Below are 26,363 nucleotides of genomic sequence, written 5' to 3' on the forward strand. Positions count from 1 at the left end.
GGCCTTTCAACAAGATCAGTTCTGGTGCAACAACTCGTGAGCCTCACTGATGGCGGCCCACGACTTAGGCGCCACCGGAGCAGCCTTACGAGCCAACGTCGAAGCGATCACCGGCTTCGACGGCGTGTACAGCCACGCGGAGAACAACGCGTCCAGATCCTCGCCCGAGATCTTCTCGGCGAGCGCGGTGAACTCCTCGGTGGTCGCGTTGCGGTAACGCTTCTCGGCCACCCAGGTACGCAGGATCTCGAAGAAGTCGTCGTCCCCCACGGCCAGGCGCAGCGCGTGCAGCGTCAGCGCGCCACGGTCGTAAACGGCGTCACCGAACAGCTCGTCGGTGCCGGGATCGGCCGGAGCCGTCGTCCAGATGGCCGCGTCGTCGGGGTACGAGGCGTACAGGTAATCGAAGATCTCCTGTGCGGTGCCCTCGTTGTTCTTCTCCGACCACAGCCACTCGGCGTAACTGGCGAAGCCCTCGTTGAGCCAGATGTGCTTCCACTCGGCCACCGAGATCGCGTCGCCGAACCACTGGTGCGCGTTCTCGTGAGCGACCACGTACGTGTTGGAACCGCGCCGGAAGAACGCCGCCGAGTAGTTCGGCCGGGTCTGGTTCTCCAGGGCGAACCCGAGCGTGCCGGGCGGCGTCACGATGCCGCCGGTGGCCTCGAACGGGTACGGCCCGAAGACCGTGCTCTCCCAGTCGACGATCTCAGCGGTCCGCTCCACACTGGCCTCAGCCGCGAACCGGAAGTCCTCGCTGAGCGACTGCGAATACGCGTTGTAAACCGGCAGCCCACCCTCGGTGGTGTCCTGGGTGATGTCGTACTGGCCGACCGCAATGAAGGTCAGGTACGTCGCCTGCGGCTTGAGCGAACGCCAGCTCCACCGGGTGTACCCGAGCGTCTCGCGGACGGGTGGGCGCGGCTGGACGCCGTTGCTGATCGCCTCGACGCCGTCCGGCACGGAGACCGAGACGTCGAAGGTGGCCTTGTCCGACGGGTGGTCGTTGCTCGGGTACCACCACCAGGCGATCTCCGGTTCGCCGACGGCAAGCGCGCCGTCCGGCGTCTTGATCCAGGCGGTGTATCCGGCGCCGACCTTTGTCGACGGGACACCGGCGTACTGCACCACGATCGTCAGGGCGGCGCCGTCGGCCACCGGGCGGGCCGGTGTCACGACGAGCTCGTGGTCACCCTCCTTCGCGAAGGTGGCGGGGCGGTTGTTGACGCGTACCGAAGAGACGTCGAGCAGGAAGTCGAGGTTGATCCGGCTGAGGTCCTGGGTTGCCTTCGCCAGGATCGTGGTGGTGCCGGTGAGCAGGTCGGTCGACGGGGTGTACCGCACCCGGATGTCGTAGTGGGTGACGTCGTACCCGCTGTTGCCGTAGTCCGGGTAGTACTCGTCGCCCAGGCCGGCGCCACCAGGGCTGGGCGCTGCAGCCATCGCCGGGGTGCCGGTGAGGATCAGTGCTGTGGTGAGAGCTGCGGTCAGCAGTCTGCGCACGGTGAAACTTCCTTCCCGTTGGGCAAGAACAGTCACCCCGAACCTATCGAAGAACTTCAAACTCCGCGTTAAGGCGTCAACGAAGTTCAACGACCTCAGCGACTGAAGAAGACCGCGCACTCCACCGCTCGGCGCCAGTTCGCATGCTCCGCGGCCCGCTTCGGTGAATCGAGAGCAGGCACCCACCGGCCCGCCCGATGCCGGTTGGCCCGAAGATCCCGCAGATCGGACCAGTACCCGACAGCCAGCCCGGCCGCATAGGCCGCACCCAGCGACACCGTCTCGGCAACCATCGGCCGGACCACCGGAACACCCAGAAAGTCCGCGACAAACTGCATCAGAAGATTGTCGGCCGTCATGCCGCCGTCGACGCTGAGGGCGGTCAGCGCGAGACCGGAGTCGGCGTTCATCGCGTCGACCACGTCGCGGGTCTGCCAGGCGGTCGCTTCGAGAACCGCGCGGGCCAGGTGCGCCTTGGTGATGTACGAGGTCAGGCCCACGATCACGCCCCGGGCCTCGCTGCGCCAATGGGGAGCGAACAGCCCGGAGAACGCCGGAACGATGTAACAGCCGCCGTTGTCGGAAACGGTCGCCGCGAGGGTCTCGATCTCCGAGGCGGTGCTGATCAGCTCGAGTCCGTCACGGAACCACTGCACCAGCGACCCGGCGGTGGCGATCGAGCCTTCGAGCGCGTAGACGACCGGCTCATCGCCGATCCGATAACCCACCGTGGTGATCAGGCCGTGGCTGGACCGGACCGGTGTGGTGCCGGTGTTCATCAGCAGGAAGCCGCCGGTGCCATAGGTGCACTTGGCCTCGCCCGGATCGAAACACGTCTGCCCGAACAGCGCGGCCTGCTGATCACCGATGGCAGCGGCGATCGGCACACCCTCAAAATGTCCGTAGATTTCGGCGGATGACCGGATCGACGGCAACATCTCTCGCGGGATATCAAACGCCGATAAAAGCGAAAGATCCCAATCCAACGTCGCCAGGTCCATCAGCATCGTCCGGCTCGCATTCGTCACATCGGTCAGATGCGACCCACCCGTCAGATTCCAGATCAACCAGCTGTCCATCGTCCCGAACAGCACCTCACCGCGCGAGGCCCGCTCCCGCAGCCCGTGCTTCTCCAGCAACCACTGAATCTTGGTAGCCGAGAAGTAGGTAGCCGGCGTCAAACCGGTCTTATCTCGCACAAGGGTCGAATCAACCCGAGCAACCAGCTCCTCAGTCCGCACGTCCTGCCACGAGATCGCCGGCGCCACCGGCTGCCCGGAATCCCGATCCCACAGCACCACCGTCTCCCGCTGATTGGCGATCCCGATAGCCGCGACCTGGTTCATCACCACGCCGCCCTCACGCAGCGCACGCCCGATCAGCCGCTGCACATCCCGCCAGATCCGCGCCGCGTCATGCTCCACCCACCCCGGCTTCGGATAGGACTGCGGATGCTCACCACGAACCACCGAGACAACTGTCGCTTTCCGATCAAAGAGAATGCACCGCGTCGACGTCGTCCCCTGATCAATGGCGAGCACATAGCGATCGCTCATGCCAGATCCCTGGAGATCGACCGTGCCCCGCCCACCACATGCTCGACCAGCGCCTGCCGCGCCTGCCGCCGCGTGTCACACACCGTCTCCACCGGCCCCGCGATCCCGATCGCTCCGACCACGAGACCGCCACTCGTCCTCAGCGGCGCCGCGATCGCGGCCTGCCCCGCACGCCATTCCTCCACCGCGAGACCCCACCCCCGCGCGCGGGTCTCACCCAATTGCCGGGCCAGATCCTGCCGATTGGTCAAGGTCCTTCTTGTGTACGCGTCAAAGCCCTCCCGTGCCACGGCGGATGCCACCGTCGGGTGATAGGCGAGCAGCGTCTTGCCGAGAGCCGTGGCATGCGCCGGGAGCAGCCGCCCGGTGTCCATCGACTGCGCCGAATCGTCCGGCCGGAACACGTGGTGCACGACGAGCACCTGGCGATCGCGGAGCACGCCGATGCGCACCTCCTGGCCGCTGCGTGCGGCGAGTGCGTCCGCCCAGTTCAGCGCACGGCCGCGCAGCTCGTTGACGTCGAAACCGGCGGAGCCGAGGTCGAGCACGCCACGGCCGAGGCGATAGCGGGTGGTGCGCGGGTCCTGCTCGACGAAACCGACGTGTTCGAGGGTGCGCAGGATGCTGTGCGCTGTCGACTTGGGCAGGTCGAGAGCCTCGGCGACCTCGCCGACCCGCAGCCGGTCGGCGGCGAGCAGCCGGAGCACGGCCGACGACCGCTCGATGGACTGGATCAGGCCCGGCACGTGCGACATTGTCGCACGGATCGCGTTGCCGCCGCCTGATCCGCTCCATAACGTCGCAGCTCTGAAGAGGGCGATCAGGGGGGTACTGTGGCGCACTTCGTCGGCGCGATCGATCAAGGCACCACCAGCACACGCTTCATGATTTTCGACCGGGCCGGCCGGGAGATCGCCCGCCACCAGCTCGAACACCGGCAGATCCTGCCGGCTGCCGGACGGGTCGAGCACGACGCGACCGAGATCTGGGAGAACACCCTCAAGACGATCGGTGTGGCGCTGTCCGGCGCCGGCCTGGTCGCCGCCGACCTGGCCGCGATCGGCATCACGAACCAGCGGGAGAGCGTGCTGGTCTGGGATCGGGAGACCGGCGAGCCCTGCCACAACGTCATCGTCTGGCAGGACACCCGCACCGACGCGCTGGTCGCCAAACTCGACGCCGATCTGATCCGGGAGAAGACCGGGCTGCCGCCGGCGACCTACTTCTCCGCGACCAAGATCCAGTGGCTGCTGGAGAACGTCGACGGCCTGCGCGACCGGGCTTCCCGGGGCGAGGTGCTGTTCGGCACGATGGACAGCTGGCTCATCTGGAACCTGACCGGCGGCCGGCATCTGACCGACGTGACAAACGCCAGCCGCACGATGCTGATGAACCTGGAGACCCTCGACTGGGACCCGGACCTGCTGCGGCTCTTCGGAATTCCCCGGGAGATGCTGCCGTCGATCCGGTCCTCGGCCGAGGTGTACGGGACCGCGGACACCGTCCTGCCCGGCGTGCCGATCGCCGCCGCCATCGGCGACCAGCAGGCCGCCCTGTTCGGCCAGACCTGCTTCGCCCCCGGCGAGGCCAAGTGCACGTACGGCACCGGCGGCTTCCTGCTGATGAACACCGGCAGCACCCCGGTCCGGTCCAGCCACGGCCTGATCACCACGGTCGGCTACCGGTTCGGCGACGCCCCGGCCACGTACGCCCTCGAAGGCTCGATCGCCGCGGCCGGCGCCGCCATCCAATGGCTGCGTGACCAGCTCGGCGTCCTCGACTCGGCGGCCGAGAGCGAAACCCTTGCCGCCTCGGTCGACGACAGCGCCGGCGTCTGCTTCGTGCCCGCGTTCTCCGGCCTGTACGCGCCGTACTGGCGGCCGGATGCCCGGGCCGCCATCGTCGGGCTGTCCCGGTTCCACACCGCCGCGCACATCACCCGGGCCGCGCTCGAAGCGATCTGTTACCAGACCCGCGACGTCGTCGAGGCGATGGCGCAGGACTCCGGAACCACGTTGGACTGCCTCCAGGTGGACGGCGGCGTGACCGCGAACGCGCTCTGCATGCAACTTCAGGCCGACATCCTCGGTGTGCCGGTCAGCCGGCCCGCCGTCGCCGAGACCACGGCGCTCGGAGCCGCGTACGCGGCCGGGCTCGCCGTCGGTTTCTGGCACTCCGTCGACGACCTGCGCGCCAACTGGCACGAGGACAGGCGATGGCAGCCGTCCTGGTCGCCGGAGCGGCGCGACGAAGGAATCACCCGCTGGAAGGCGGCCATCGACCGAACCCTCGGCTGGGTCAGCGTCGGCTGATCACCACTTGAATGGGGTAGCAATGAACACCGGAATGATCTCGCCGAAAGCTCGCGCCGCCGCCCTGGCCGCCCTGTCCTCCGGTGACGAACTCGACGTACTGGTCATCGGCGCCGGCGTGGTGGGCTCCGGTGCGGCCCTCGACGCCGCCACCCGAGGGCTCTCGGTCGGCCTGCTCGAAGCCCGCGACTTCGCGAGCGGCACCTCCAGCCGGTCCAGCAAGCTGATCCACGGCGGCCTGCGCTACCTGGAGATGCTCGACTTCTCGCTGGTCCGCGAGGCCCTGCGGGAGCGTGGCCTGCTGATCGGAAAGCTCGCGCCGCACCTGGTCCGCCCGGTGGCGTTCCTCTACCCGCTCCAGCACCGCGCCTGGGAGCGGTTCTACATCGGCGCCGGCATCGCGCTCTACGACACCCTCGCTCTCTCCGGTGGTAGCGCCGGCCTCCCCCGGCACCGGCACCTGTCCCGCGCCCAGGCGCTCAAGTCGTTCCCGGCGCTGCGGCCTGAGACGCTCATCGGCGCGATCCGGTACTACGACGCTCAGGTCGACGACGCCCGGCACACCATGTTCCTGGCCCGGACCGCTGCCGCTTACGGCGCGCATGTCGCGTCCCGTACCGAAGTGATCGGTTTCCTGCGTGAGGGCCGCCGGGTTGTCGGTGTGCAGGCGCGTGACCTGGAGACGGGTGCCGAGTTCGAGGTGCGGGCTCGCAGCGTCATCAACGCGACAGGTGTGTGGACCGGCGACAGCCAGGCGATGCTCACCGGCGAGCGGGGGCAGTTCAAGATCACCGCGAGCAAGGGGATCCACCTGGTGGTGCCGCGCGACAAGATCGCTGCCAAGGCCGGCATGATCTTGCGTACGGAAACCAGCGTGCTGTTCGTAATCCCGTGGGACCGCCACTGGATCATCGGCACCACTGACACACCGTGGGACCTCGACAAGGCTGACCCGGCGGCGTCCGGTCGCGACGTCGACTACCTGCTCGACGAGGTCAACAAGGCGCTCGCCACCCCGCTGACCCGCGACGACGTGCAGGGTGTCTACGCCGGACTGCGCCCGCTGCTGTCCGCCGAGGCCTCCACCACCGCGAAGCTGTCCCGCGAGCACGCCGTCGGCAAGCCGGTCCCCGGCATGGTCATCGTGGCCGGCGGCAAGTACACGACGTACCGGGTGATGGCGAAGGACGCGGTCGACGCCGCCGTCGCCGACCTCAACACCCGGGTGCCGGCCTCCTGCACCGACCAGGTGCCGCTGCTCGGCGCCGAGGGGTACCGGGCCGCCTGGAACCGCCGCGCCCAGCTGGCCCGCCGCGCCGGCCTGCACGTCTCCCGCGTCGAACACCTGCTCCGCCGGTACGGCACGCTGACCGACGAGGTCCTCGCCCTGATCGAAGCGGACCCGGCGCTCGGACGGCCGCTCGACGGCGCCACCGACTACCTGGCCGCCGAGGTCGTCTACGCGGTCACCCATGAGGGTGCTCGGCACCTTGAGGACGTGTTGTCCCGGCGTACCCGGATCTCGATGGAAACCGCGGACCGCGGCGTCGCCGCGGCCCGGACCACCGCGAAGCTCATCGCGGAAGCCCTGGGCTGGTCCGATGAGGAGACCGAGCGCGAGATCGCCCGGTACGAAGCAGTGGTCGTGGCCGAGCTGGCCGCCCAGGAACAGCTCGACGACCAGGGCGCGGACGCCGCCCGGCGGGGTGTGCCGCTCGCCGCTTCGGCTGCCTGAGTTCGTTCAGCCCGCCGGGTCTCGTGCCCGGCGGGCTCTTTCTATACCCCCTCTCCACCGATGACGTTCAATGCCTCTGGGTACTGAACTGACCGCATAGCGTTGCTGTTTCTCCAGGCAGGATGCACCTCCGCCTTCGAGAGGGTTCGCTATATACAACCAGCAATGGCAGCCGTATGTGCCCGCCAGTTCCGCTCCTCCGCTCTATCAACAGCCCGGTCATCAGCAGCACGCCGCTCTTGCGGTGACGCTGCGGTACTCGCCGCTCGCGATGCTGCTCGGGCTGTTCACGCCGGTCCTCGCCGTTGACGGGCAGCCGGTGCGGGCGGGCTGGAAACGGCCGATCGTGATGCCGGTCGCGCCCGGGCGGCACCACGTGCACGTGCATGTTCCGTACCTTCTGCCGCGCCGGATCGGCAAGGCCGACCTCGACGTCGTCGTGCTGCCCGGCCAGACCGCCGCGCTGGAGTACCGCGCGCCGATGATCGCCTACATGCGCGGCGCACTCGGCGCCCCGCCGCAGAAATACCCCGGCATGATCGCCACGATCGTCCTGCTGGCGCTGGTCGTGCTGATGGCGTTCTGCGCGGTCGGCAACGCGATCGTCGCCGCCTCCGCCGAGACCCGGACCGTCCCGGCCTGGACACCGACGCCGGCCCGGACGATCCCGAAGCTCCCCTCCCTGCCGGGGTCCACTTCCGGCTCGCAGCCGGACTTGACGGAAGGCGCAGCCGTGCGGGACGTCGCCGGCGCCACCTTCGCAGCGTCCGACAAGACGGCCACGATGCGGTTCACCGGTTGGCCGTTCGCCTTCCGTACCCCGGCGAGCTGGGGCTGCCTCGGCGCCAAGGTCGAGCTGACCGGCGCCAAGGCGTACATCTGCGTCGACGAATCCGACCCCAGCGGCGAGAAACGCGTCGGCGTGATGCTGCGGACCTGCACCCAGCCCTGCGGCGAAGAGTCGATGGCCCGTCTGACGAAGGACTGGTTCAGCGCGACACCGAAGGCGGCCGGCAACGCCACGAATTTCCTGGAGTCGTCCGGCAACGGGAAGTACGAGATGGAGATGGACCACTTCTTCGCCGGCAAGTGGCAGGTGGCGGTCGCCGCGACCGCCCCGGAGAAACAGCGCGCCGAGGTCCAGAAGATCGCCAACGACATCCTCACCCAGACCTCGTGACATGTCCGACTTCGCCCTGGACGACGCCGACCGCTGGGTCGGCGACTGGCAGGCCGGCCTGGAGGAACGCCTGGCCCGCACCCGAGCCCTGTCCACAAGACTGCACGCCCTGACCGGATCCGCCCAGTCAGCCGGAGGCCTGGTCGAGGCCACCGTGGACAGCGCGGGCGCCCTGACAGATCTTTACCTCTCCGACGAGGTACGCCGCCACTCCGCCCGCTGGATAGCCGAACAGATCCTGACCGCGTCCGAGGCGGCCCGAGCCGAGCTGGCCAGGCAGGCGGTGCTGGTGGCCCGGGCGAACGGCGACGACGAGACGGCCGAGGGCCGGGTGCTGCTGACGGCCTTCACCGATCGCCTGGAGACCCGGCGATGAAGGTCACGCCGGAGGAGCTGTGGCGGCACTCCGCCCACCTGGACGACGTGACCGACGGGCTGTCCCGCGCCCGGATAGCCGGAGATGACACCTCCATGACGCCCGACGCCTACGGTCATCTCTGCGTCATAGTGCCCATTCTCCTCGAACAGGTCAGGGCACCACTGGCCGAGGCGATCGGCGAGGCGGTCCGCGCGGTGGGCACGAGCGCCACCGCGATCCGCCAGGCGGCAGACGAATACCGACGCACCGACGACGTGGCCGCCGCAGAGCTGCACGGCAGGACGTGATGACGTCAGCAGTAGCCGGCATCGGGATCGCCGAGGACATCGAGCTGCTCGCCGACGGCGTCCGGAATGGCAGCTGGATCGACGGCACGCTCGGCGTGACCGGCGCGAGCCTCGATGCGCTCGCCTACATCGCGGACCCGGTCGGCATGCTGCTGCAATCAGGCGTCGCCTGGCTGATCGAGCACGTCCGGCCCCTGACCGCGGTGTTGGATCAGCTGGCCGGCAATCCCGTACAGATATCTGCGTCCGCGCAAAGCTGGCGCGAGATAGCCGCAGGCCTGCGCACGCAGGCCGACCAAGTGGGGTGGTCAGTCCGCCTGGATCTGTCCGAGTGGGACAGTCCAGCGGCCACGGCGTATCGAATCCGCTCGGAGAGCGACCAGCAGGCGGTCTTCGCCCTGGCCGCCGCGGCCCAGACCTTGGCCGAGCTGATCGAAGGCGCCGGGGCACTGATAGCGGCAGTCCGGCTGCTGGTGCGGGACGCGATCGCCTTCCTGGTGTCCCGCCTGGTGGTGTACGCAGCCGAGGCAGCCTTCACCCTGGGCCTGGCAACCCCGGTGGTGGTAGGCCAGGTCACCGCGGCGATCAGTTCATGGGGCGCCCGGATCGCCGGGTTCCTGCAAGCCCTGATCCGAAGCCTGCGCAACCTGACCCCAACCACCCAAACCCTGACCACCCGAATCACCGAGATCAAATCCCTCCTCACCGACAAGGCGCCTGCCGACGTCCTCAACCGGGTGCAGAAGAGAGGCGAGGGACCACGACTCTTCCGGCGCATGAGCGTCGCCCACGAGATCGCCGCGAAATACGGCATCGACATCTCGGATCTGAAGATCTCACTAGGGACCGTGCAGGAGCGGGTCGCCTTCGGCCGGACGTTCGCGGATGGATCCATTCACCTCTACCCGCGCGCTTTTCACAGTGAAGAAGACCTGGCCAGGACGCTCGCCCACGAGAAGTTCCACGCCGACGAGCTCGCCTCAGGAATTCCCTACCCACGGGATCGCGCGGAGTTCCGGGCTTCCGAGGATCGCGCATATGCTCACGAGGACGAGTGGTGGGACAACCAGCCGATCCGGCCTGAGCCGAGAGGTCGATGATGGCAACATCCGAGCAATGGTGGGACACCTTCCGCGCCGCTTGTGATGCGGTGCCCGGGCCGGTCGACCTCGCCTGCCCCAACTGCGGGCACCAATGCCTCCGTCTCGTCTTCACCGGCAACCTCGATCGAGCGGTCGGATACGCACAGTTCTGGTGCGACAACTGCTTGCAGGGCATCGGCATCTCCCGCACGCACATTCCCGATGGCGCGGTTGTCCAGGACATCCGGCTGCCCGAGGAAGAGCGCGTACCCAAGATCCCGAACTTCCGGCTCGCCGTCTGACCAGCGCTGCTGAACCGGCTTCCGCGGGCCGGTTTTTCTCCGGATAGGACACTATCCGGAGGGAGGCCGGCGAGCCGTGACGTACCCGAATCCCCTGGTGGCTCAGGCTCAGGACTCGACGACCTGGCACACCGGGCTCGGTCTGGTGGGCGACTTCGCCGACATAGCCGAGGTGACCAGCTGGTTCGGCGCGGCCGGCGACGCGTACCGGGAACACGCCCGCCTCCACCTGGAGACCCTGGACGGTCTGGCGACAGCGGCACGCGGCATCTCGTACGCGGTGGAGGGCGCCGGCCTGCTGGTAGCCCTGGTCCGAGGCATCGTCCGCGACTTGATCGCCGAGTTCGTGGCCACCCTGGCGGTCCGCCTGCCGCAGTGGCTGGCCATGGAGGGCCTGACGCTGGGCATAGCCACACCCGCGGTGGTAGGCCAGGTGTCAGCGCTGGTCCTCAAATGGACAAACCGAATCCAGCAGTTCATCCGAGGCCTACTGTCCAGCCTCCGCCGCCTGCACCCCCTGCTCGACAGGCTGATCGGGGCCCTGACCAAGCTGACCAGCGGCAGCAAGGCCCAGGCGAAGGCGGATCCGTTCCAACCTCAGCACCGTCAGTACCTACGCCACTCGGAGGCTGATCCGCTGGCGCGCTGGGGACCCGCACGCCAAACTCATCCGGAGCAGTGGGACGCCGCGATCCGGGAGGCGGAGGAGGCCGGCGTAGAGGTGAGTTTCCGGTCCGGCGGTCTGGCCTACGGCCCGAGTCCGTCGCCTGGACAGCCCGGCGTCATGGTCCTCGACCCGGAGGCGTCCTATGGGGCGTTGCTGCACGAGATGCAGCACCTGCGTGACGACCGGGATGTCGGGTGGGCCGGCATGCGAGGCTGGTTCGAGAGCCGGGAAGTGCGATACGCCGGCGAGGCTCGCGCCTACGACCAAGAGATTCGGTACGCGGAATCGATCGGCGACCACGAGTCCGTCGCCAAACTCAAAGAACTGGTCGCCGAGGAGTACCGGCGGATTTTCGAGGAGATGCCATGACGTTTTCGATTCCGCCCGGCATGCCGGTGCCGCCCCGGTTGCCCGAGCCGCCGGTACGCGAGATGAGCAATGCGGAACTCGCCGAGCTGGTCCGCGCGGGCAGCCCGTTCCGCGGCAAAGCGGTCTACGCACTCGGCGACCGGGCGGTGTCCGACGACGATGCCGCGACGGTCCTCGGTGAGCTGACCTACCTGCCCGTGCTTCGCGAGGACCGGTTCCATCTCGTCTCCATGGCCGGGGCCGCAATCGTCGCGTTGCTGGCCGCGGCAACTCCGCACGCTCGGCAGGTGGCATACCGCGCTTTCGCCGCCCTGCCCGAGTCCGAACAGCGCGACCTGCTCCTGCACCTCCGCAGCGACCGCATCGAGAACGCCCACCCCACCACCCCCTGAAACGTGTCGACTTCAGGCGCAATCCGCGCCTCAACTCGACACGCTTCCGGGTGGCCGGTGCGGTTACTCGGCGTTCTTTGCTGACCGGGCTGCCCAGAACCTCTGGCCCGCTTCCGCATAACCCTCGGCCGCCGACCGGAACCGGACCCGTGCGCCCACCCCATCCCCCGCCGCCGACAGTGCCCACCCAGCCGCCGAGTCAGCCATCGCGCTCCACCCCGAGCCAGCGAACGACCCCGCGACCCGCTCCGCCGAAACCGCCAGGGCCTGGGCACTGTCCACCGCCCCGACCAGCGCATACGCCTGCGCGCCGATCGGGTTCACCAGTGCGCTGCAGGACAAGCACTCGCCGTGCCGGGCCGCTGCGCTCTGCACCGCGCGTACCGATCGGATCGCCTCCGAGGGTGAGCCGCGTTCCATCGCCGCGAGGGCGGCGGTCGCGTGCAGCCGCGCCCAAGCGTGCCGTGGCATCGGGGTTTCCTCAGCGATCACGGTGGCCCGCTCAAGATGAGCCAAAGCCTCGGCATGTTCCCCGACGCAGGCGGCAAGTTCAGCGCGACGCAACCAGGGCAACGCCACCGATCCGCGAGTGAAAGAAACGGATAGCGACTCATACAGATCGCAACTGCGCTCCAGACAAACCGCCGCCTCGTCCCACTCGGCACGCAGCAGAAGCGACTCCCCCAGCAGACACCAGGCAAAAGCCTGCCCCGGGACAGCGCCAAGGCCGGCGGCCAAGAGACGCCGCGCATCCTCGACCTCGTAAAGACGCGACTGGCTGAGGCAGTGGTTGTAATCCCACACGTGAGGCAATTCGTGCAGTTCAGGACGCCATTCACCCCGCAGATGCGCGATGAGCGAAAGCGTCTCCCCGGAAACCCAGGCGCCCTCAGCGTCGCCGTGCGTTAGAGCAACCTCCTGCGCCCGCACAGCAAGCTCCTGCGCCCCGCCGAAATCACCGAGCTCAACAGCGAGATTCGCCCGCACACCCAGCAACCGCCCACTCTCAGCGGGATCCGGACCGAGCGCCGCCGCAGCCGCGAGATGAGGCTCCGCCTCATCCACGTCATGCTGCGACAACCACGCACTCGCGCATTTGCGATGGATCCGGCCTTCTTGGGTACGCGAAACCGACTCCAACGCCTGATCAAAAGCGCTCAATGCCCCGCCCGGATCACCCGCTCGCACCCGCAGATCACCGACCTGTTCCCACAGCCCGGCCGCCCGTTCACCACCCTCGGCAAGCACAGCGATCCGGGCCAGCCAGGCCTGCGAATCCAAAGAAGCAGAAGCAGAAGAGGAAGCAGCAGAAGCATCGATGAGCAACCGCACAGCCCCCGCCGCCCCACTCAAATCCCCGGCAGCCTCCAGCAGCCCCGCATACTCCTCGACGAGCAGAAAGAACTCATCCTCGGAATCTTCACCAAACGAACCATCCCGATAGATCGATATCGCCGTCGCATAGGCCTCGGCGCTTTTCGCCCGTCGCGCGACAGCGACAAACGCCCAGAAGAGATCTACCCGCTCGTCCGTCACGCCGGGAACGCTGTCACATCCGCAGGTCAGCGCCGGTCAGGCGTTCGGTTCGTCATTTTCGGATGCGGGATCCGTTGACGGACGGCTCACCGGATCCCAGATAGAAGATGCCCGGCAGTCCGGGCGTCTCAAATCCGTCGTTGGGGTTCTTGCGGAGCGTGGAATTCCGCACGGTCAGCGTCCCGGTCCGGTCGTTGCTCACGAAGAAGATCGCGCCGCCACCCTCGACCGCGGAGTTCTTCTCGATCACGGTGCCGTCGAGGGTCAGCGAGAACGTGTTGCCGTCCAGATAAATGGCGCCGCCGCTGCCGCCACCGGGTGTGCCCGCTTTCGCCGGGTTGGCGCCGCTGCCGACGGCCGAGTTGCCGGAGAAGTGGCTGTTCAGCACCTTCCAGGAGACTCCGATGCTGCTCAGCGCCGCGCCGTTGGAGCAGACGCCGCCGGTGAACGTGCTGCCGACGACGTAGACCGGTTTGCCACCGCCCTGGTCGAGCACGCGCATGGCCGCGCCGCCGAGGTCCGGCCCGGTCCGGTCGCACTTGTTGCCGGTGAACCGCGAGTTGACCACCTTGACGTGCCCGCCGCGCACGAAGACCGCGCCGCCACCACCGCCGTCGGTCTTGTCACCGGTGCTGTTTCCCTTGGTGAACGCCATGTTCTGGATCGTCAGGCGCGGTTCGTCCTGGTCGTTGCAGTGCGAGGTGGTCCAGACCTGCGCCTCGTCGCACGTGTTCATGTAGAGGATGCGTCGCTTGCCGGCACCGCTGAGCGTGACCCGCCCGCCGCCGTCGAGCACCACCTGTGAGCTGGTGTTCCGCACCTTCGCCGTCTTGGCCATGGTGATCGTCACCGGTTTCGGCCCGCAGTCGAACGTGATGATCCCGCCGGCCGCGACGGCTTTCACCACGGCGGCGGAGGTGCAGCTCGCCGCGGTGCCGCTGCCGACCGTACGCGTCGGTTTGCTCGTGTCGACCGCTTTGGCCGCGGCCGGAACTGACGCTTTCCCATCCGGATTGCCTGGCTTGGGAAGCTTCTCGATCTTGGTGGCCGACGGTGACGCGGAAACCGACGCCGACGGCGTCGCAGACCCCGACGGTGCTGATCCAGGCGCGGATGTCCCGCTTTTCGTGGGTACGGGCAAAGAGCTCACCCGTCCCGTGGAACCACCGCTCTGACAGGCGCTCAGCATCAGCACGCCGACCACTGCCAGAGCCAGTCCTCGATTTCGCACCGCCCGATGGTACGGGCTGGGTCACGCCTCGTCAGGGCTCAATTTCCGCCAGAGGAATTCGAGGGTCAGAGCCTCTTTCGTGGCGGCCTGTTCGTTGTCCGCCGCAGCGCCGTGACCGCCTTCGACATTCTCGTACAAAAGGCTCTCGTATCCGTGCTGGCGAAGCAGTGCCATCATCTTGCGGGCGTGCCCGGGATGCACCCGATCGTCACGGGTCGACGTGATGAAAAGCGCCGGAGGGTACGGCCGATCCGGCTGGACATTCTGATAGGGCGAATACTCCCGGATGAATGCCCAATCAGCCTCGACGTCCGGATCTCCGTATTCGGCGATCCACGACTTCCCGGCCAGCAGCTTGGTGTACCGGCGCATGTCGAGCAGCGGCACACCCGCGACGACGGCACCGAACAGCTCCGGATAACGGGTCAGCATGACGCCCATGAGCAGCCCGCCGTTGCTGCCGCCGGTGATACCGAGCCGCTCCGGCGTGGTGATGCCGCGGGCCACCAGGTCACCGGCGACGGCCGCGAAGTCCTCGTACGCCCGGGACCGGTTCTCCCGCAGCGCCGCCTGATGCCAGGCCGGGCCGTACTCGCCGCCGCCGCGGATGTTCGCGAGGACGTAGGTGCCGCCGCGCGCGAGCCAGCCCCGGCCGCGTACGCCGCTGTAGTTAGGGGTGAGCGGGATCTCGAAGCCGCCGTAACCGGTCAGCAGGGCCGGGCCCTTGCCGTCGCCACCCACCACGAAATAGGGCACCCGTGTCCCGTCGGCGGACTCGGCGAAGAACTGCCGCACCGCCAGGTCGTCGGCGGCGAAGAACGCCGGCGCCCGCTTCAGAACCGTCACCTCACCGCCGACGCTGCCCAGGCTGAGGGTCGCCGGCTGCAGGAAGCCTTCCGAGGCGATCAGGTACGCGTCATCGTTCTCCGGATCGGTGTCGACGATCCACGTCGTGCCGAACTCGGCAGTGCCGGGCAGCGGCCGGCTGGTCCACTCGGGCGCGCCCGGGGTGAGCGCGTGCACCCGCGTCACCACGTCGGTCATCGTGACGAGCAGCAGGTGGTTACGCGTCCACGAGTACGAGACGAGCGACGTGCTCGGGTCCGGCCGGAACAGGACGGTGAACTCCCGCTCCCCCGCCAGGAACTCCTCGAAGCCGGTGGCGAGCAGAGCCCCTGCCGGGTACGACAACCACGGCGACCGCAACCGGACCAGCATCCACTCCCGGTGCACGTCGAAATCGGCGTCCTCCGGCAGATCAACGAGCACCAGTTCCCCGCCGGCCCGGCGCAGGTAGTACTGCGTGCGGAAGAACTCCACCCGCCGGATCACGTAGTCCCGCTCGTAACCGGGTGTCGGATCGTGGCCGGCGCTGATCAGGACGTCGTCGGGCTCACCGGCGAACACCGTCTCCGCCTCGGCCAGCGGGGTGCCGCGCTGCCACTGCTTCACGACGCGGGCGTACCCGGACGAGGTCAGCGAGCCGGGACCGAAGTCGGTGGCCACGTAGATGTGGTCGGCGTCGATCCAGTCGACGTCGGTCTTCGCCTCGGGCAGCACGAACCCGTCGGTGACGAAGACCCGGTCCACCAGGTCGAACTCGCGCACGACCACCGCGTCGGAGCCGCCGCGGGCCAGCGAGATCAGGCAGCGGCCGTAACCGGGGCGCAGCACGGTCACGCCGCTCCAGGTCCAGTTCTCGTCCTCGGCCGCGTTCAGCGCGTCGACGTCGAGCAGCACGTCCCAGTCCGGCTCGTCGCGGCGGAACTGGTCGAGGGTGGTCCGCCGCCACAGCCCGCGCGGATGGTCGGCGTCGCGCCAGAAGTCGTAGTAGAAACCGTCGCCGCGCCAGCCCGGGAAGGAGATCCGGTCCTTGCTGTCCAGCACCTCGCGGATGGCGTCCTTGAGCCGGGTGAACCCCTCACCCCCCAGTGCACCCAGCGTCTCCGCGTTGCGCTCGTCCACCCAGGGGAGGACGTCGGCCGAGTCGAGCTCTTCAAGCCAGAGGTACGGGTCGATCACGCGCTTGACGATTTCATCAAGACGGTCGGTTGCCAAGAGTCAGTGCGCGAATACGCGTACAGAGGAATGGAGCGCAAGTGGGTCACCGTGCGTGCCCGATCGTGGCATACAGACCGGTTGTCCGATTGACCTTTGGGGCATCGCGTACCGTTGGTTGCGTCGTTGGGCCGCTCACGCCGTCCAGGCGCTGCCAACCAGCGGTGGGGCTGACGTACGAAAGTACGTGGCGGCCTACTGAGCGGAGCACTCCCTGCCTACCATGACCGAAACCCAGCTCACGCCCTTCATCGCCTCGCGCACTGATGGGTTCGATGGGCTGCGCCTGGTGCGCCCCTCGTTCGTCCCGGAGCTCCAATTGCACCTGGCGGACGACCCGATCGTGCTGCGCGCGCGGATCGAGGCGGAGTTCGGGCCGGGGTCGACGCCGTTCTGGGCGATCGCCTGGATCGGTGGGCAGGCGCTCGCGAGGTACGTCCTCGATCACCCCGAGGTGGTGGCCGGACGGCGGGTGCTCGACGTGGGTTCCGGCGGCGGGATCGCCGCCATAGCCGCGGCCAAGGCCGGCGCGCGCACGGTCATCGCGAACGACATCGACCCGTACGCTCTGGTCGCCGCCACCATGAACGCCCAGGCGAACGCGGTCACGGTGACGTTCAACGAAGACGAGCTGCTCGACGGCGACGGCGGCGACGCCGAGGTGATCCTGGTCGGCGACGCCTTCTACGCGTCCAGCCTGGCCGTCCGGATGCAGAGCTTCCTCCAGCGTGCCGTGGCGCGCGGCGCGCACGTCCTGGTCGGCGACCCGGACCGCGGCCACCTGCCGGCCAGCTGGCTGAAGGTGCTGACCAGTTACCGCGTCTCCGGTCTCGGCGCCGCCGAGGACTCCGAGATCACCCGGGTCTCGGTCCTCGGCCCCGCCAATCGCCGCTGATCAGCCTCCGTAATACCGGGTTCGACGGCTCCGGTACCCGGGCCGCCGGTTGCCGACGATCTGCCGGGTAGCGAAGACACCGGCGACGAGTCCGCCGGCGAGCGCGGCGAGGATCAGCGGCAGATTCTGGCTCTGTCCCCCGGTGCCCTGACCGCCCTGGCTCTCCTGGGCCGCCAGCGCCTGAGCGGGCGCCGACGTGGCAGCGGCCGGTGCCGGCGCGGTGGGCAGGGCCGCGAAGTCGACGATGCCACTGCTCTCCAGCAGCGTCATGTGCGTCATCACGAACTGGTTGGCCTGCTGCGCGAGTTTGCGCACCGTGTCGTTGCGGGTGCTGGCCCGGATCGTCGCGATCGCCGGGAAGATCTTGCCATGCGCGGCCCGGAGCCGGTCGATGTAGATCTCGTCGAAGTCGGTTCCCTGCGACTCATCCATCTCGTCGAGCCAGCCCTGCTGATCCTCGTTCGGCTCGTTCGGAAGCTTGATCTCCAGCTTCTTCGCGGCGTTCCGGGTGAGCAGGTCGAGCTCGGCGTGCTGGTCGGCGATGCTGCGGCCGATCCGCTTGACCCGGGTGCTCTCCGACTTCTCCTGCGCCATCTCCCCGGCCGGGATCTCCCACAGCCCCGCGAGACGGACCCTGATGACGAAGTCACGGTCGGCGTCGGTGAGCTTGCCCTCGCCCTGGTCGGAGAGCAGATTCTCCGGAGGCACCGGCACGTCGGCCGCCATCGCCTTCTCCGGAGCGAGCAGCGTCACAGCGGTGGCGATCACTGCCGCCGCCCACAGCCTGCGCCATGTGGTCATCGACCCGACAGCAGCCACGCGAACCTCCTGGACTCGAGCGTGTGCGCCCCCACAGCGAGGGCCGGCCACACAGGTGACAGCCGGTGATACGGATCACTGGCCGGATCGGATCACCGCGGGTTTCTGTGCCGCGCAACACAGTCGGTAACCTTTTCCCCATGCGGCCCGGCTCGAACGAGCGGGAACAGGCCCGTGCTCAGATCCGCGACGACATCGATCGCGTCCTCGACACGTGGCGACGCGGCTGAGTCCTAGAGGAGGCGGGCGAGTTCCGTACGGTTGCGGATGTCCAGCTTGCGGAAGATGTTGCCCAGGTGGAACTCGATGGTCTTGACCGAGACGAAGAGGTGCTCGGCCGCCTCCCGGTTGCTCAGACCGTCGGCGACCGCCACCGCCACCCTGATCTCGGCGCCGGTCAGGGCGGCCTCGCCGGGTTTCGCCGCGAACGGCTGCGGCGGCGGTGCGACCCGGCGGCCGGTCACCGCGAGCAGGTCGGCGGAGGCTTGTGCCAGCATCCCGCCGGCGCCGATCGAGGCGTACCCGGCGCAGGCGGCCTCGAGCAGGCGTACCGCCGGCGCCCGCCGACCGGCCCGGCCGTGCGCGGCGCCCAGCAGCCATGACATGCGGGCGCGTGGGAGACGTTCGGCCGGCTGGGTCAGCGCCGGCAGCACGGCCTCGAACTCGTGCATCGCCGGCACGTCCGACGGATTCTCGATCCACGAACGCCACGCCGCCATCGCCGCACCACCCGGCAGATGCACGGGTGCCGCCGGGACGCCGCGCATCAGGGCCGCCGCACGCGCTGGATCGTCGTGCAGCGCGTAATGGGTGGCCAGCTCCCAGCGGTACTCGAAGACCAGTCCTGAATCGACACCCAGACCGGCCGCCACCATCAGCTCCAGCATGGCGACCCACGCCTCGGTGTCACCCCGCGCCAGATGCAGCGCCGCCGACCCCTCGGTGATGTGCCCGGCCACCCACTCCGAGCCGTTCCGCGCGGCCAGCGCCCGGGCCTCCGCCAGGTGAGCCGCGGACGCCTCCAGATCACCGCGCAACGCCTCACACTTGATCAGCCAGGACGTCACCTCGGCCTGCACGTCCGACCGGCCCGCCGCGATCGCCAGGTCGCGCGCCTCCAGCATCTCGGCCTGCCCGCGGACCAGGTAACCCGCCCACGCGTCACCCAACCCGATCATCGCGAGCAACCGGGCCCTGCTTGCCGGATCAAAAGTCAAACGATCCACATAAAGGGCAAATTTCGTACGCGTCTCATGCGGCCGAATCAACGTCAGTGTCACGAAAATGGCGCATTCCAGGGCGAGCGGATCGCCGTACAGTCTCTGGTCTTGAAAGAGAGCGAGAGCGGTCTCGAGATGGGTGACCGCAGCGGGGTTTCCGGCGCGGCGCAGGGCGACGCCGGTGAGAACGTGGAAGAGGAACGGCTCGCTGTCGCGGAACTCGGCCATCGCCGTGACCAGCGGTTGTAGGTCGCGAGCAGCGGCGTTGCGGCTCAGCATCAGGAAAGCCTGGAACAGGACGCGGGGATCCGAAGCCTGGAGCGCCTCGGCCATCAGCCGGTCGACCTCAAGATCGATGGACACGGTACGAGCGTAGGAACTAGGGATCTCCCCGGTGTATCAGCCGATCGGTGACCATGAGACTCGGATTCATGACAGTGGACGGCGCGCTCCCTCTGCCCTATGTGATCACCGGAATCAGTACCCTTATCGGCCGTGTCCTGACAATCGACGAGTGGGCCTCGGCTGCCAAGATCCCGGCACGCACCGGCGGCGTCATGAGCGGGGAGCTGGTCGAGCGGATCCTCGGCATCCAGGGCAAGAGCTGGGACCCGTGGACCTTCGCCGATCTGGGCCGGATCGCGGCGACGGCACGCGACGCACTGCTCTCCGCCGACCTGGAACCGCACGACATCGACACGATGATCGTGGTGACCTGCTCGCCGTACGAGATCATGCTGGACCAGGACGCGTTCCGGATGGCCCGTGAGCTGCAGCTGCCCGACTCGGTGGTGCCGATCCAGATCGGCGCCGGCTGTGCGGGCCTGGCCCGTGCCGCCGCGCTGGCCGCCCGGATGAACTCGCGGCACGCGCTGATCGTCACCTACAACGCGCCGAGCCGGATCACCGGCGACCTGGACGGCGGCGTGAACCCGATCTACCTGAACAACGACGTCCACCCGCTCGGCCGCAGCCTCTGGGCGTCCGCCGGCATCTTCTCCGACGGCGCGGCCGCCCTGGTCCTGAGCCGGCAGGAGGAGGAGCCCGGCCTGGTCCTCTACTCCCGCGACTCACAGACGTTCGGCGACGAGCCCGGCTTCACCGACCCGCTGATCCACCACTTCGGAGGCGGCTCCAGCAAGCCCTACGGCACGCCGGAAGCCGCTGAGCTGGCGTGTTACGGCATGAACGGTCCACAGGTTCGCCGCTATTACACGCAGGGCATGATGCTGAACCACTCCGCCCTGAACCGCGAGCTACCGGGCTATGTGGACCGGGTCCGCCGGATCTACACCCACCAGGCCAGTCCCGCGCTGGTGCAGAGCTTCGCCCGCCTCGCCGAACTGCCACCGGACAAGGCCCCGACAAACGCCCGTCGCTTCGGCAACCTGGTAAGCGCCAGCACAGCCAAAATGCTCCACGACGATCTGTACGCGGGTGAGGTCACCAACAACGACCTGATCTGTGTTTCGGTGGTCGGCTCGGGCCCGGAACGAGGCGCCTTCGTCCTGCCACTCCAGGTCGCAAAGCTGATCCAGCCCGAATCCTGACCCCGTCGGCCCGTGGAGTAGCGGCTCGGTCACAAATCTGGTCTGGTCCGAACGCGCGGCAGAAACCATGATGGGCACGGTGAATCGAGCTTGGAGCGTGGCCGGAGCCAGAACTGCCTCGGTGGCGCTACTGATTGCCGGTGTGGCCGGGGGCGTCTACCTCGGCAAGCAGAGTTCGTTCTCGCCGTCCGTCGCCTCGTTCGCCCAGGCTGAGGTCAGCGACATGCAGCTGCTCAAGGACCGGCAGAACCAGCACACCGCCGCCCGCGCGATGCGTCACCAGGCCGAGAACGACGCCGCCAAGAAGGCCGCCGCCGAGGCGAAGAGCGCTGCCACCCAGGCCCGCAGCCTGGAGAAGAAGCGGATCGCCAAGAAAAAGGCGGAAGCCGAGGCGAACGCCGGCCCGGTCGCCTTCACCGGCCCGATCCCGAGCTCATGCCAGGAATTCAGCGGCAGTCGCGCGATCGGCTGCACCCTGATGCTCGACAAGGGCTTCGGCCTGGCCGAGTTCCCCTGCCTGAACCAGCTGTGGAACAAGGAGAGCGGCTGGAACTACAAGGCCGAGAACCGCAGCTCAGGCGCGTACGGAATCCCCCAGGCCCTGCCCGGCAGCAAGATGAGCTCGGTCGCCGCTGACTGGAAGAACAACCCGGCCACCCAGATCAAGTGGGGACTGGGTTACATCAAGGGCCGTTATAAGAGCCCGTGCGGCGCCTGGACGTACTTCCAGAACAACGGCCACTACTAAAGGCTGGTCAGGGGGTCGGGTTGCCCTGCTGGAGGATGCGGATCGGGTTGCCGGAGGGGTCGCGGAGGCCCATGTCGGTGCCGTAGAAGTGGTCGGCCGGCTCCTGGGTGAAGTCGGTGAACCCGCTCGCCTTGAGGGACTCGAACAGACCTCGGACGTCGTCGGAGTTGAGGACGAGGCCGGTCAGGGCGCCCTTCGCCATCAGCTCGCGGAGCTGCTCGGCTGTCGCTTCGTCGTGCAGTGGCGCGCCCGGCTGTTCCAGGGAGATCTCGGTGCCCGCGTCACCGGGGACGCGGACGGTCAGCCAGCGGTACGAGCCCTGCTGGACGTCGTTGCCCTTCTCCAGGCCCAGCTTGCCGACGTAGAACTCCAGCGCCTCGTCCTTGTCGAGGACGTAAATGGACGTGACGTTCAACTTCGTGATCATTACGCGCTCCTCGCTCATCGGATGGGAACGTCGTAAGGATAGGAAAACCACCGGCCCGGCGGCTTGTCCAAAACTGCTCGATCCGGCCGCTGCCGCCTGCTGGCGGGCCAGCAGGCGGGATACGCCCTCGGCGGGCATCGGTTCGGCCAGGTGGAAGCCCTGGCCGAGGGTGTATCCGAGTTCGCGGAGGGCGGTCACCTGCTCGGGGCTCTCGATTCCCTCGGCGACCGTGTCCAGGCCCAGCGCGTGCGCCAGCTGGATCACCGCGCGGGCCACCGCCTGGCGGGCGTCGGCGGCGGCAGGGAGGCCGTCGTCGATCTCGATGCCGTCGACGAACGACTTGTCCAGCTTCACGATCGCGGCGGGGAACGCGCGCAGCAGGCTCAGCGACGACTCGCCGGTGCCGAAGTCGTCCAGGGCCAGGCGGATGCCCATGCGGTCGAGTTCGTAAAGCGCCCGGGAGACCTGCTGGCCGCGGAGCACCGCTGACTCGGTCACCTCCAGGACCAGCCGCTCGCAGGGCAGGCCGCTGTCGGCGAGCACGCCGGCCACGTCGGAGACGAAGTCGGGGTCGTGCAATTGTCGCGCGGAGACGTTCAGGCCGGCTTCCTTCAGCGCGTCCGGGCCGAACTCGTCCAGCCACGCAACCGCCTGACGGCAGGTCTCACGCAGCACGAACAGGCCCAGCGGCACGATCAGGCCGGTACGCTCGGCGGCCGGGATGAACTCGGCCGGGCTGACCACGCCACGGGTCGGGTGATGCCAGCGGACGAGAGCCTCGACGCCGATCACCCGGTTGCCGTCCAGCCGCACGATCGGCTGGTAGACCACCCGGAACTCGTCGTGGTCCAGGGCCCGCCGCAGCTCACCGCCGAGTTGCATGTGCGCCAGGACGGGCTCACCCATGCCGTCCACATACCGCACGAAACCGGCCTTGCCCTGCTGCTTGGCCGTGTACATCGCGACGTCCGCGTTCCGCAGCACCACGTCGACGGTCTCGCCCGGCACGGCGACAGCGATGCCGATACTGGCCTGCACCAGCAGACGATGCTCACTTATTGGGTACGCGAGAGCAGCAAGCAGTCGTCCGGCAAGTTCCTCCGGGCCGGCGCCGGCCTCGGTCAGTACTACCGCGAACTCGTCGCCGCCCACGCGTACCGAAAGGCCGTTGTCTTTGACCTCGGCTTGTAAAAGCCGGGCGACCGAGACCAGCAGCCGGTCGCCGACGCCGTGTCCGAGCAGGTCGTTGACTGTCTTGAAGTCATCCAGGTCGATGAGAAGCACCGACACCGGGCCGGTCGCGCTCTCGGCCAGCGCGGTCGTGAGGTGGTCGCGGAACAGCGCGCGGTTGGCCAGCCCGGTCAGACCGTCGTGGCTGACCTCGTATTGCAGCCGTTCCTCCTGGACGCGCGCGATCCGGAGCAGGCGGGCATTGTCCTGATAGGCGACGTATTGCCGGATCATCACCAGCACGGTCACCACGACAGCGGCGATCAGAACGACCCGGACCGGCCAGCGCAGCGGCGCACCGAGGGCGACGGCGATCAACGGCACGTCGACCAGGATCATGGCGAGGTAGGGCAGGAGCGTACCCACGTGGTCCTCATCGCGGCGCAAGCCGCGGTCGGCGCGACCCTGGGCAGCGACGCCGAGTGTGATCAGAATCGGAGCCAGCGGCATCACGATCGCCTGAGCCGGAACGCTGGCGATGTAGCCGAACTGCACCGCGAGCACGGCGACGACCCCGGCCGGAACACCACCGGCCGCAGCGATGAAGCGGATCGCGACACGGTCGACCGGACCACCGGCGATGTACGAGACCTTCGTCGCGGCACCGACGGCGACCAGGAAACCGAGCCCGACCAGCAGCGTCGCCTGCGTGCTCCACGGCTCGCGGGCGGAGAGCATCGGGGCGAGGCCGACGTACCAGACGACGGCCGCGCAGCCGAGGAACGCGATCGTCCGGTCCAGCAGCATCCGCCACCGCTCGACACCGCCGGCCGCGACGACCGGGACCCGGCCCAGCGCCCAGATCGCGATCAGAAATCCGACGCCGGCGAAGGCCGCCGCCGGCGCCGGCATGCTGCGGGTGCGGGCCTGGTCAGCGTGGGTGAGCATGTCGACGGCGAGCCAGGCGTAGCCGACGGTGATCGAGACGAGGGCGATCAGGATGCCGCGCCAGAAACCTCGGGCTTGCGGGGTTCGGGTTCGGCGCGTGAGGTCGTAGACGGACGCGGTGGCGATGGCGGCACCGATCGGTACGAAGACGTAGGCAACCGCTTCGATGCTGAAGCCGGTCGTCAGGTAGGCGACGCACCAGAGGGTTCCGGCCACGGCGACCGCGGTGGCAGTGCGGTGGGCCGTCAACTGAGGTGCTTCCCGCGTCACGGGCCGAACACTAGTGGGTCCGATGTAGACCTGATCTCATCCAAACGTTCGACCTTCAACGATTCCCGGCCGGGCAGGTCCAGGCTTCCGGCTTCTTCGGCCTGGCCCGGTGAGGGCGGCTTGGTCGATGTCAGGACTGTGCCATACCTGTCGCGCCCTCTCCAGCGATGGCAGAACTCTGACATCGAAGTTTCGTGAATCTCCGTGCACTTCCAGGGGAAACGCAACTTGGCCGATGCGGTGGCTACAGAGTTGGAACAGTCAAGAAATGTCAGAGCAATGACTCGCAGTCAGTCTGCTTTCACTAGCGACAGCCGACGGCACCGGGTGTGGAGTCCGGGACAACGGCGGCTCGCCCTGAACTTTTCATCCGCACGATCGCCCCCTTCACCAGGAACGGAGTTCTCACATATGTCCAACTCCAGCAAGCGGATGCGCGCGCTTATGGCGACGGGTGCCCTCGGTACGGCCATGGCCCTTGTGCTCGCCGGCTGTGGCGCCCGGGCCGGTGACGACACGGCCGGCGCCGGGTCGTCCCCGGCGGCCAGCTGCGTCGACACGTCCGGAAGCACCGTCAAGCTCGGCTTCCTCAACTCCCTTACCGGCGGCATGGCGATCTCCGAGAAGACCGTCTCCAATGTGCTGCACATGGCCTCCGACGAGATCAACGCCAGCGGCGGCATCCTCGGCAAGAAGATCGAGTACGTCCAGGAGGACGGCGCCACCGACTGGCCGACCTTCGCGGAGAAGACCGAGAAGCTGCTCACTCAGGACTGCGTGGCCGCGATCTTCGGCGGCTGGACCTCATCCTCACGCAAGGCCGTGAAGCCGGTCGTTGAGAAGCTCAACGGTCTCTTCTTCTACCCGGTGCAGTACGAGGGCCTCGAGTCGTCGCCGAACATCTACTACACCGGTGCGACCACCAACCAGCAGATCATCCCGGCGATGGACTTCCTCGCCTCCAAGGGCGTGAAGAAGCTGTTCCTCGCCGGCAGCGACTACGTCTTCCCGCGGACCGCGAACGCGATCATCAAGTTGTACGCGGCCAAGCTCGGCATCGAGATCGTCGGCGAGGAGTACGTGCCGCTCGACAAGGACGACTGGACCAGCCAGGTGGCGAAGATCGTGGCGGCCAAGCCCGACTTCATCTTCAACACCATCAACGGCTCGTCGAACGTCGGCTTCGTCAAGGCGTACTACGACGCCGGCCTCACCCCCGCGAAGACGCCGATCATCTCGGTGTCGATCGCCGAGGAAGAGGCGCCGGCGATGGGCCACGAGGTCACCGGCAACTACGCGTCCTGGAACTACTTCCAGTCGCTCAAGACCGACACCAACCCGAAGTTCATCGAGAGCTGGAAGGCCTACCCGAACAGCAGCGGCGTCACCTCCGACCCGATGGAGGCCGCCTACATCTCGATGTACCTGTACAAGGCACTCGTCGAGGCAGCCGGCTCGTTCGACGTCGACAAGGTGAACGCCGCGGCGAAGGCGAACAAGATCACGTTCGACGCGCCGGAGGGCACCGTCACGCTCGACGGCGAGAACCACCACATCTCCAAGCCGGGCCACATCGGCCAGATCAACAAGGACAACCAGTTCGACGTCGTCTGGGCCTCCGACAAGTTCATCGAGCCCGACCCGTACCTCGAGGGCTACGACTGGTTCCCGGCTGACGTCCGCAAGCAGCTGGTGGACGCAGCGGGCTGACCGCCCGGCGGGGTCAC

The 26,363-nt window shown here is 68.0% G+C and carries 22 protein-coding genes; 13 read left to right on the plus strand and 9 right to left on the minus strand.

The window, feature by feature from the left end; translation table 11 throughout:
• Positions 1–15: 15 nt before the first annotated feature.
• From B0I29_RS12095 to B0I29_RS12105, 3 genes are all read right to left on the minus strand, one after another.
• Positions 16–1,503 (minus strand): M1 family metallopeptidase, encoded by a 1,488-nt coding sequence (locus tag B0I29_RS12095; RefSeq protein WP_245972457.1) that lies wholly within the window; start codon positions 1,501–1,503, stop codon positions 16–18.
• A 95-nt stretch (positions 1,504–1,598) separates the two neighbouring features.
• On the minus strand, positions 1,599–3,059 hold the full coding sequence (gene glpK, locus B0I29_RS12100) for a glycerol kinase GlpK (protein ID WP_111649006.1): 1,461 nt from the start codon (positions 3,057–3,059) through the stop codon (positions 1,599–1,601).
• The gene (locus B0I29_RS12105) at positions 3,056–3,805 is read right to left on the minus strand and encodes an IclR family transcriptional regulator (RefSeq protein ID WP_111649176.1); all 750 of its coding nucleotides are present in this window, start codon (positions 3,803–3,805) and stop codon (positions 3,056–3,058) included. Before B0I29_RS12105 ends, glpK (B0I29_RS12100) begins: the two co-directional genes overlap by 4 nt.
• A gap of 87 nt (positions 3,806–3,892) precedes the next feature.
• Between B0I29_RS12105 and glpK (B0I29_RS12110) the strand changes: the two genes are divergently transcribed.
• The 9 genes from glpK (B0I29_RS12110) to B0I29_RS12150 all read left to right on the plus strand — a co-directional run bounded on the left by glpK (B0I29_RS12110) (position 3,893) and on the right by B0I29_RS12150 (position 11,764).
• Positions 3,893–5,371, plus strand: a complete 1,479-nt coding sequence (gene glpK, locus B0I29_RS12110; protein ID WP_111649007.1) for a glycerol kinase GlpK — start codon at positions 3,893–3,895, stop codon at positions 5,369–5,371.
• 22 nt (positions 5,372–5,393) lie between these two features.
• Positions 5,394–7,106: a glycerol-3-phosphate dehydrogenase/oxidase gene (locus B0I29_RS12115; protein ID WP_111649008.1), complete on the plus strand. Its 1,713-nt coding sequence runs from the start codon at positions 5,394–5,396 to the stop codon at positions 7,104–7,106.
• 178 nt (positions 7,107–7,284) lie between these two features.
• Positions 7,285–8,286, plus strand: coding sequence for a hypothetical protein (locus tag B0I29_RS45695; protein ID WP_181557775.1), 1,002 nt, complete (start codon positions 7,285–7,287; stop codon positions 8,284–8,286).
• A gap of 1 nt (position 8,287) precedes the next feature.
• Positions 8,288–8,662 (plus strand): YbaB/EbfC family nucleoid-associated protein, encoded by a 375-nt coding sequence (locus tag B0I29_RS12125; RefSeq protein WP_111649009.1) that lies wholly within the window; start codon positions 8,288–8,290, stop codon positions 8,660–8,662.
• Positions 8,659–8,952 (plus strand): type VII secretion target, encoded by a 294-nt coding sequence (locus tag B0I29_RS12130; RefSeq protein WP_111649010.1) that lies wholly within the window; start codon positions 8,659–8,661, stop codon positions 8,950–8,952. Before B0I29_RS12125 ends, B0I29_RS12130 begins: the two co-directional genes overlap by 4 nt.
• A complete protein-coding gene (locus B0I29_RS12135) occupies positions 8,952–10,052 on the plus strand; it encodes a hypothetical protein (RefSeq protein WP_111649011.1) in 1,101 nt (366 codons plus the stop codon). Before B0I29_RS12130 ends, B0I29_RS12135 begins: the two co-directional genes overlap by 1 nt.
• Positions 10,049–10,336, plus strand: a complete 288-nt coding sequence (locus tag B0I29_RS12140) for a hypothetical protein (RefSeq protein WP_111649012.1) — start codon at positions 10,049–10,051, stop codon at positions 10,334–10,336. Before B0I29_RS12135 ends, B0I29_RS12140 begins: the two co-directional genes overlap by 4 nt.
• 76 nt (positions 10,337–10,412) lie before the next feature.
• Entirely contained in the window at positions 10,413–11,372 is a 960-nt protein-coding gene (locus tag B0I29_RS45700) for a hypothetical protein (protein ID WP_181557776.1), read from the plus strand.
• A complete protein-coding gene (locus B0I29_RS12150; protein ID WP_245972458.1) occupies positions 11,369–11,764 on the plus strand; it encodes a hypothetical protein in 396 nt (131 codons plus the stop codon). Before B0I29_RS45700 ends, B0I29_RS12150 begins: the two co-directional genes overlap by 4 nt.
• A gap of 63 nt (positions 11,765–11,827) precedes the next feature.
• Here the strand turns inward: B0I29_RS12150 and B0I29_RS12155 are convergent, their stop codons facing one another.
• The 3 genes from B0I29_RS12155 to B0I29_RS12165 form a co-directional block, all read right to left on the minus strand.
• The gene (locus tag B0I29_RS12155; protein WP_111649013.1) at positions 11,828–13,300 is read right to left on the minus strand and encodes a transcriptional regulator; all 1,473 of its coding nucleotides are present in this window, start codon (positions 13,298–13,300) and stop codon (positions 11,828–11,830) included.
• Positions 13,301–13,352: 52 nt separating this feature from the next.
• A complete protein-coding gene (locus B0I29_RS12160; protein ID WP_221401983.1) occupies positions 13,353–14,489 on the minus strand; it encodes a hypothetical protein in 1,137 nt (378 codons plus the stop codon).
• A gap of 63 nt (positions 14,490–14,552) precedes the next feature.
• Positions 14,553–16,553, minus strand: coding sequence for a prolyl oligopeptidase family serine peptidase (locus B0I29_RS12165; RefSeq protein WP_111649014.1), 2,001 nt, complete (start codon positions 16,551–16,553; stop codon positions 14,553–14,555).
• 259 nt (positions 16,554–16,812) lie between these two features.
• Between B0I29_RS12165 and B0I29_RS12170 the strand changes: the two genes are divergently transcribed.
• Entirely contained in the window at positions 16,813–17,484 is a 672-nt protein-coding gene (locus B0I29_RS12170; protein ID WP_111649015.1) for a class I SAM-dependent methyltransferase, read from the plus strand.
• Here B0I29_RS12170 and B0I29_RS12175 read toward each other — a convergent pair whose 3' ends face one another.
• A complete protein-coding gene (locus B0I29_RS12175) occupies positions 17,485–18,303 on the minus strand; it encodes a DUF4142 domain-containing protein (protein ID WP_245972460.1) in 819 nt (272 codons plus the stop codon). It lies immediately after the preceding gene.
• Between the two features lie 233 nt (positions 18,304–18,536).
• The gene (locus B0I29_RS12180) at positions 18,537–19,886 is read right to left on the minus strand and encodes a helix-turn-helix transcriptional regulator (RefSeq protein WP_111649017.1); all 1,350 of its coding nucleotides are present in this window, start codon (positions 19,884–19,886) and stop codon (positions 18,537–18,539) included.
• A gap of 53 nt (positions 19,887–19,939) precedes the next feature.
• On the opposite strand from B0I29_RS12180, the gene B0I29_RS12185 reads away from it, so the two are divergent.
• A complete protein-coding gene (locus B0I29_RS12185) occupies positions 19,940–21,073 on the plus strand; it encodes a 3-oxoacyl-[acyl-carrier-protein] synthase III C-terminal domain-containing protein (protein WP_111649018.1) in 1,134 nt (377 codons plus the stop codon).
• A 79-nt stretch (positions 21,074–21,152) separates the two neighbouring features.
• Positions 21,153–21,821 carry an aggregation-promoting factor C-terminal-like domain-containing protein gene (locus B0I29_RS12190; RefSeq protein ID WP_111649179.1) on the plus strand — a complete coding sequence of 223 codons (669 nt, stop codon included), beginning with the start codon at positions 21,153–21,155 and terminating at the stop codon, positions 21,819–21,821.
• Between the two features lie 7 nt (positions 21,822–21,828).
• Here the strand turns inward: B0I29_RS12190 and B0I29_RS12195 are convergent, their stop codons facing one another.
• Positions 21,829–24,636, minus strand: a complete 2,808-nt coding sequence (locus tag B0I29_RS12195) for an EAL domain-containing protein (RefSeq protein ID WP_111649019.1) — start codon at positions 24,634–24,636, stop codon at positions 21,829–21,831.
• Between the two features lie 411 nt (positions 24,637–25,047).
• Between B0I29_RS12195 and urtA the strand changes: the two genes are divergently transcribed.
• Positions 25,048–26,346 carry an urea ABC transporter substrate-binding protein gene (gene urtA, locus B0I29_RS12200; RefSeq protein ID WP_111649020.1) on the plus strand — a complete coding sequence of 433 codons (1,299 nt, stop codon included), beginning with the start codon at positions 25,048–25,050 and terminating at the stop codon, positions 26,344–26,346.
• Positions 26,347–26,363 lie beyond the last annotated feature (17 nt).

The sequence above is a fragment of the Actinoplanes lutulentus genome, from assembly GCF_003259845.1.
Lineage (GTDB): Bacteria > Actinomycetota > Actinomycetes > Mycobacteriales > Micromonosporaceae > Actinoplanes > Actinoplanes lutulentus.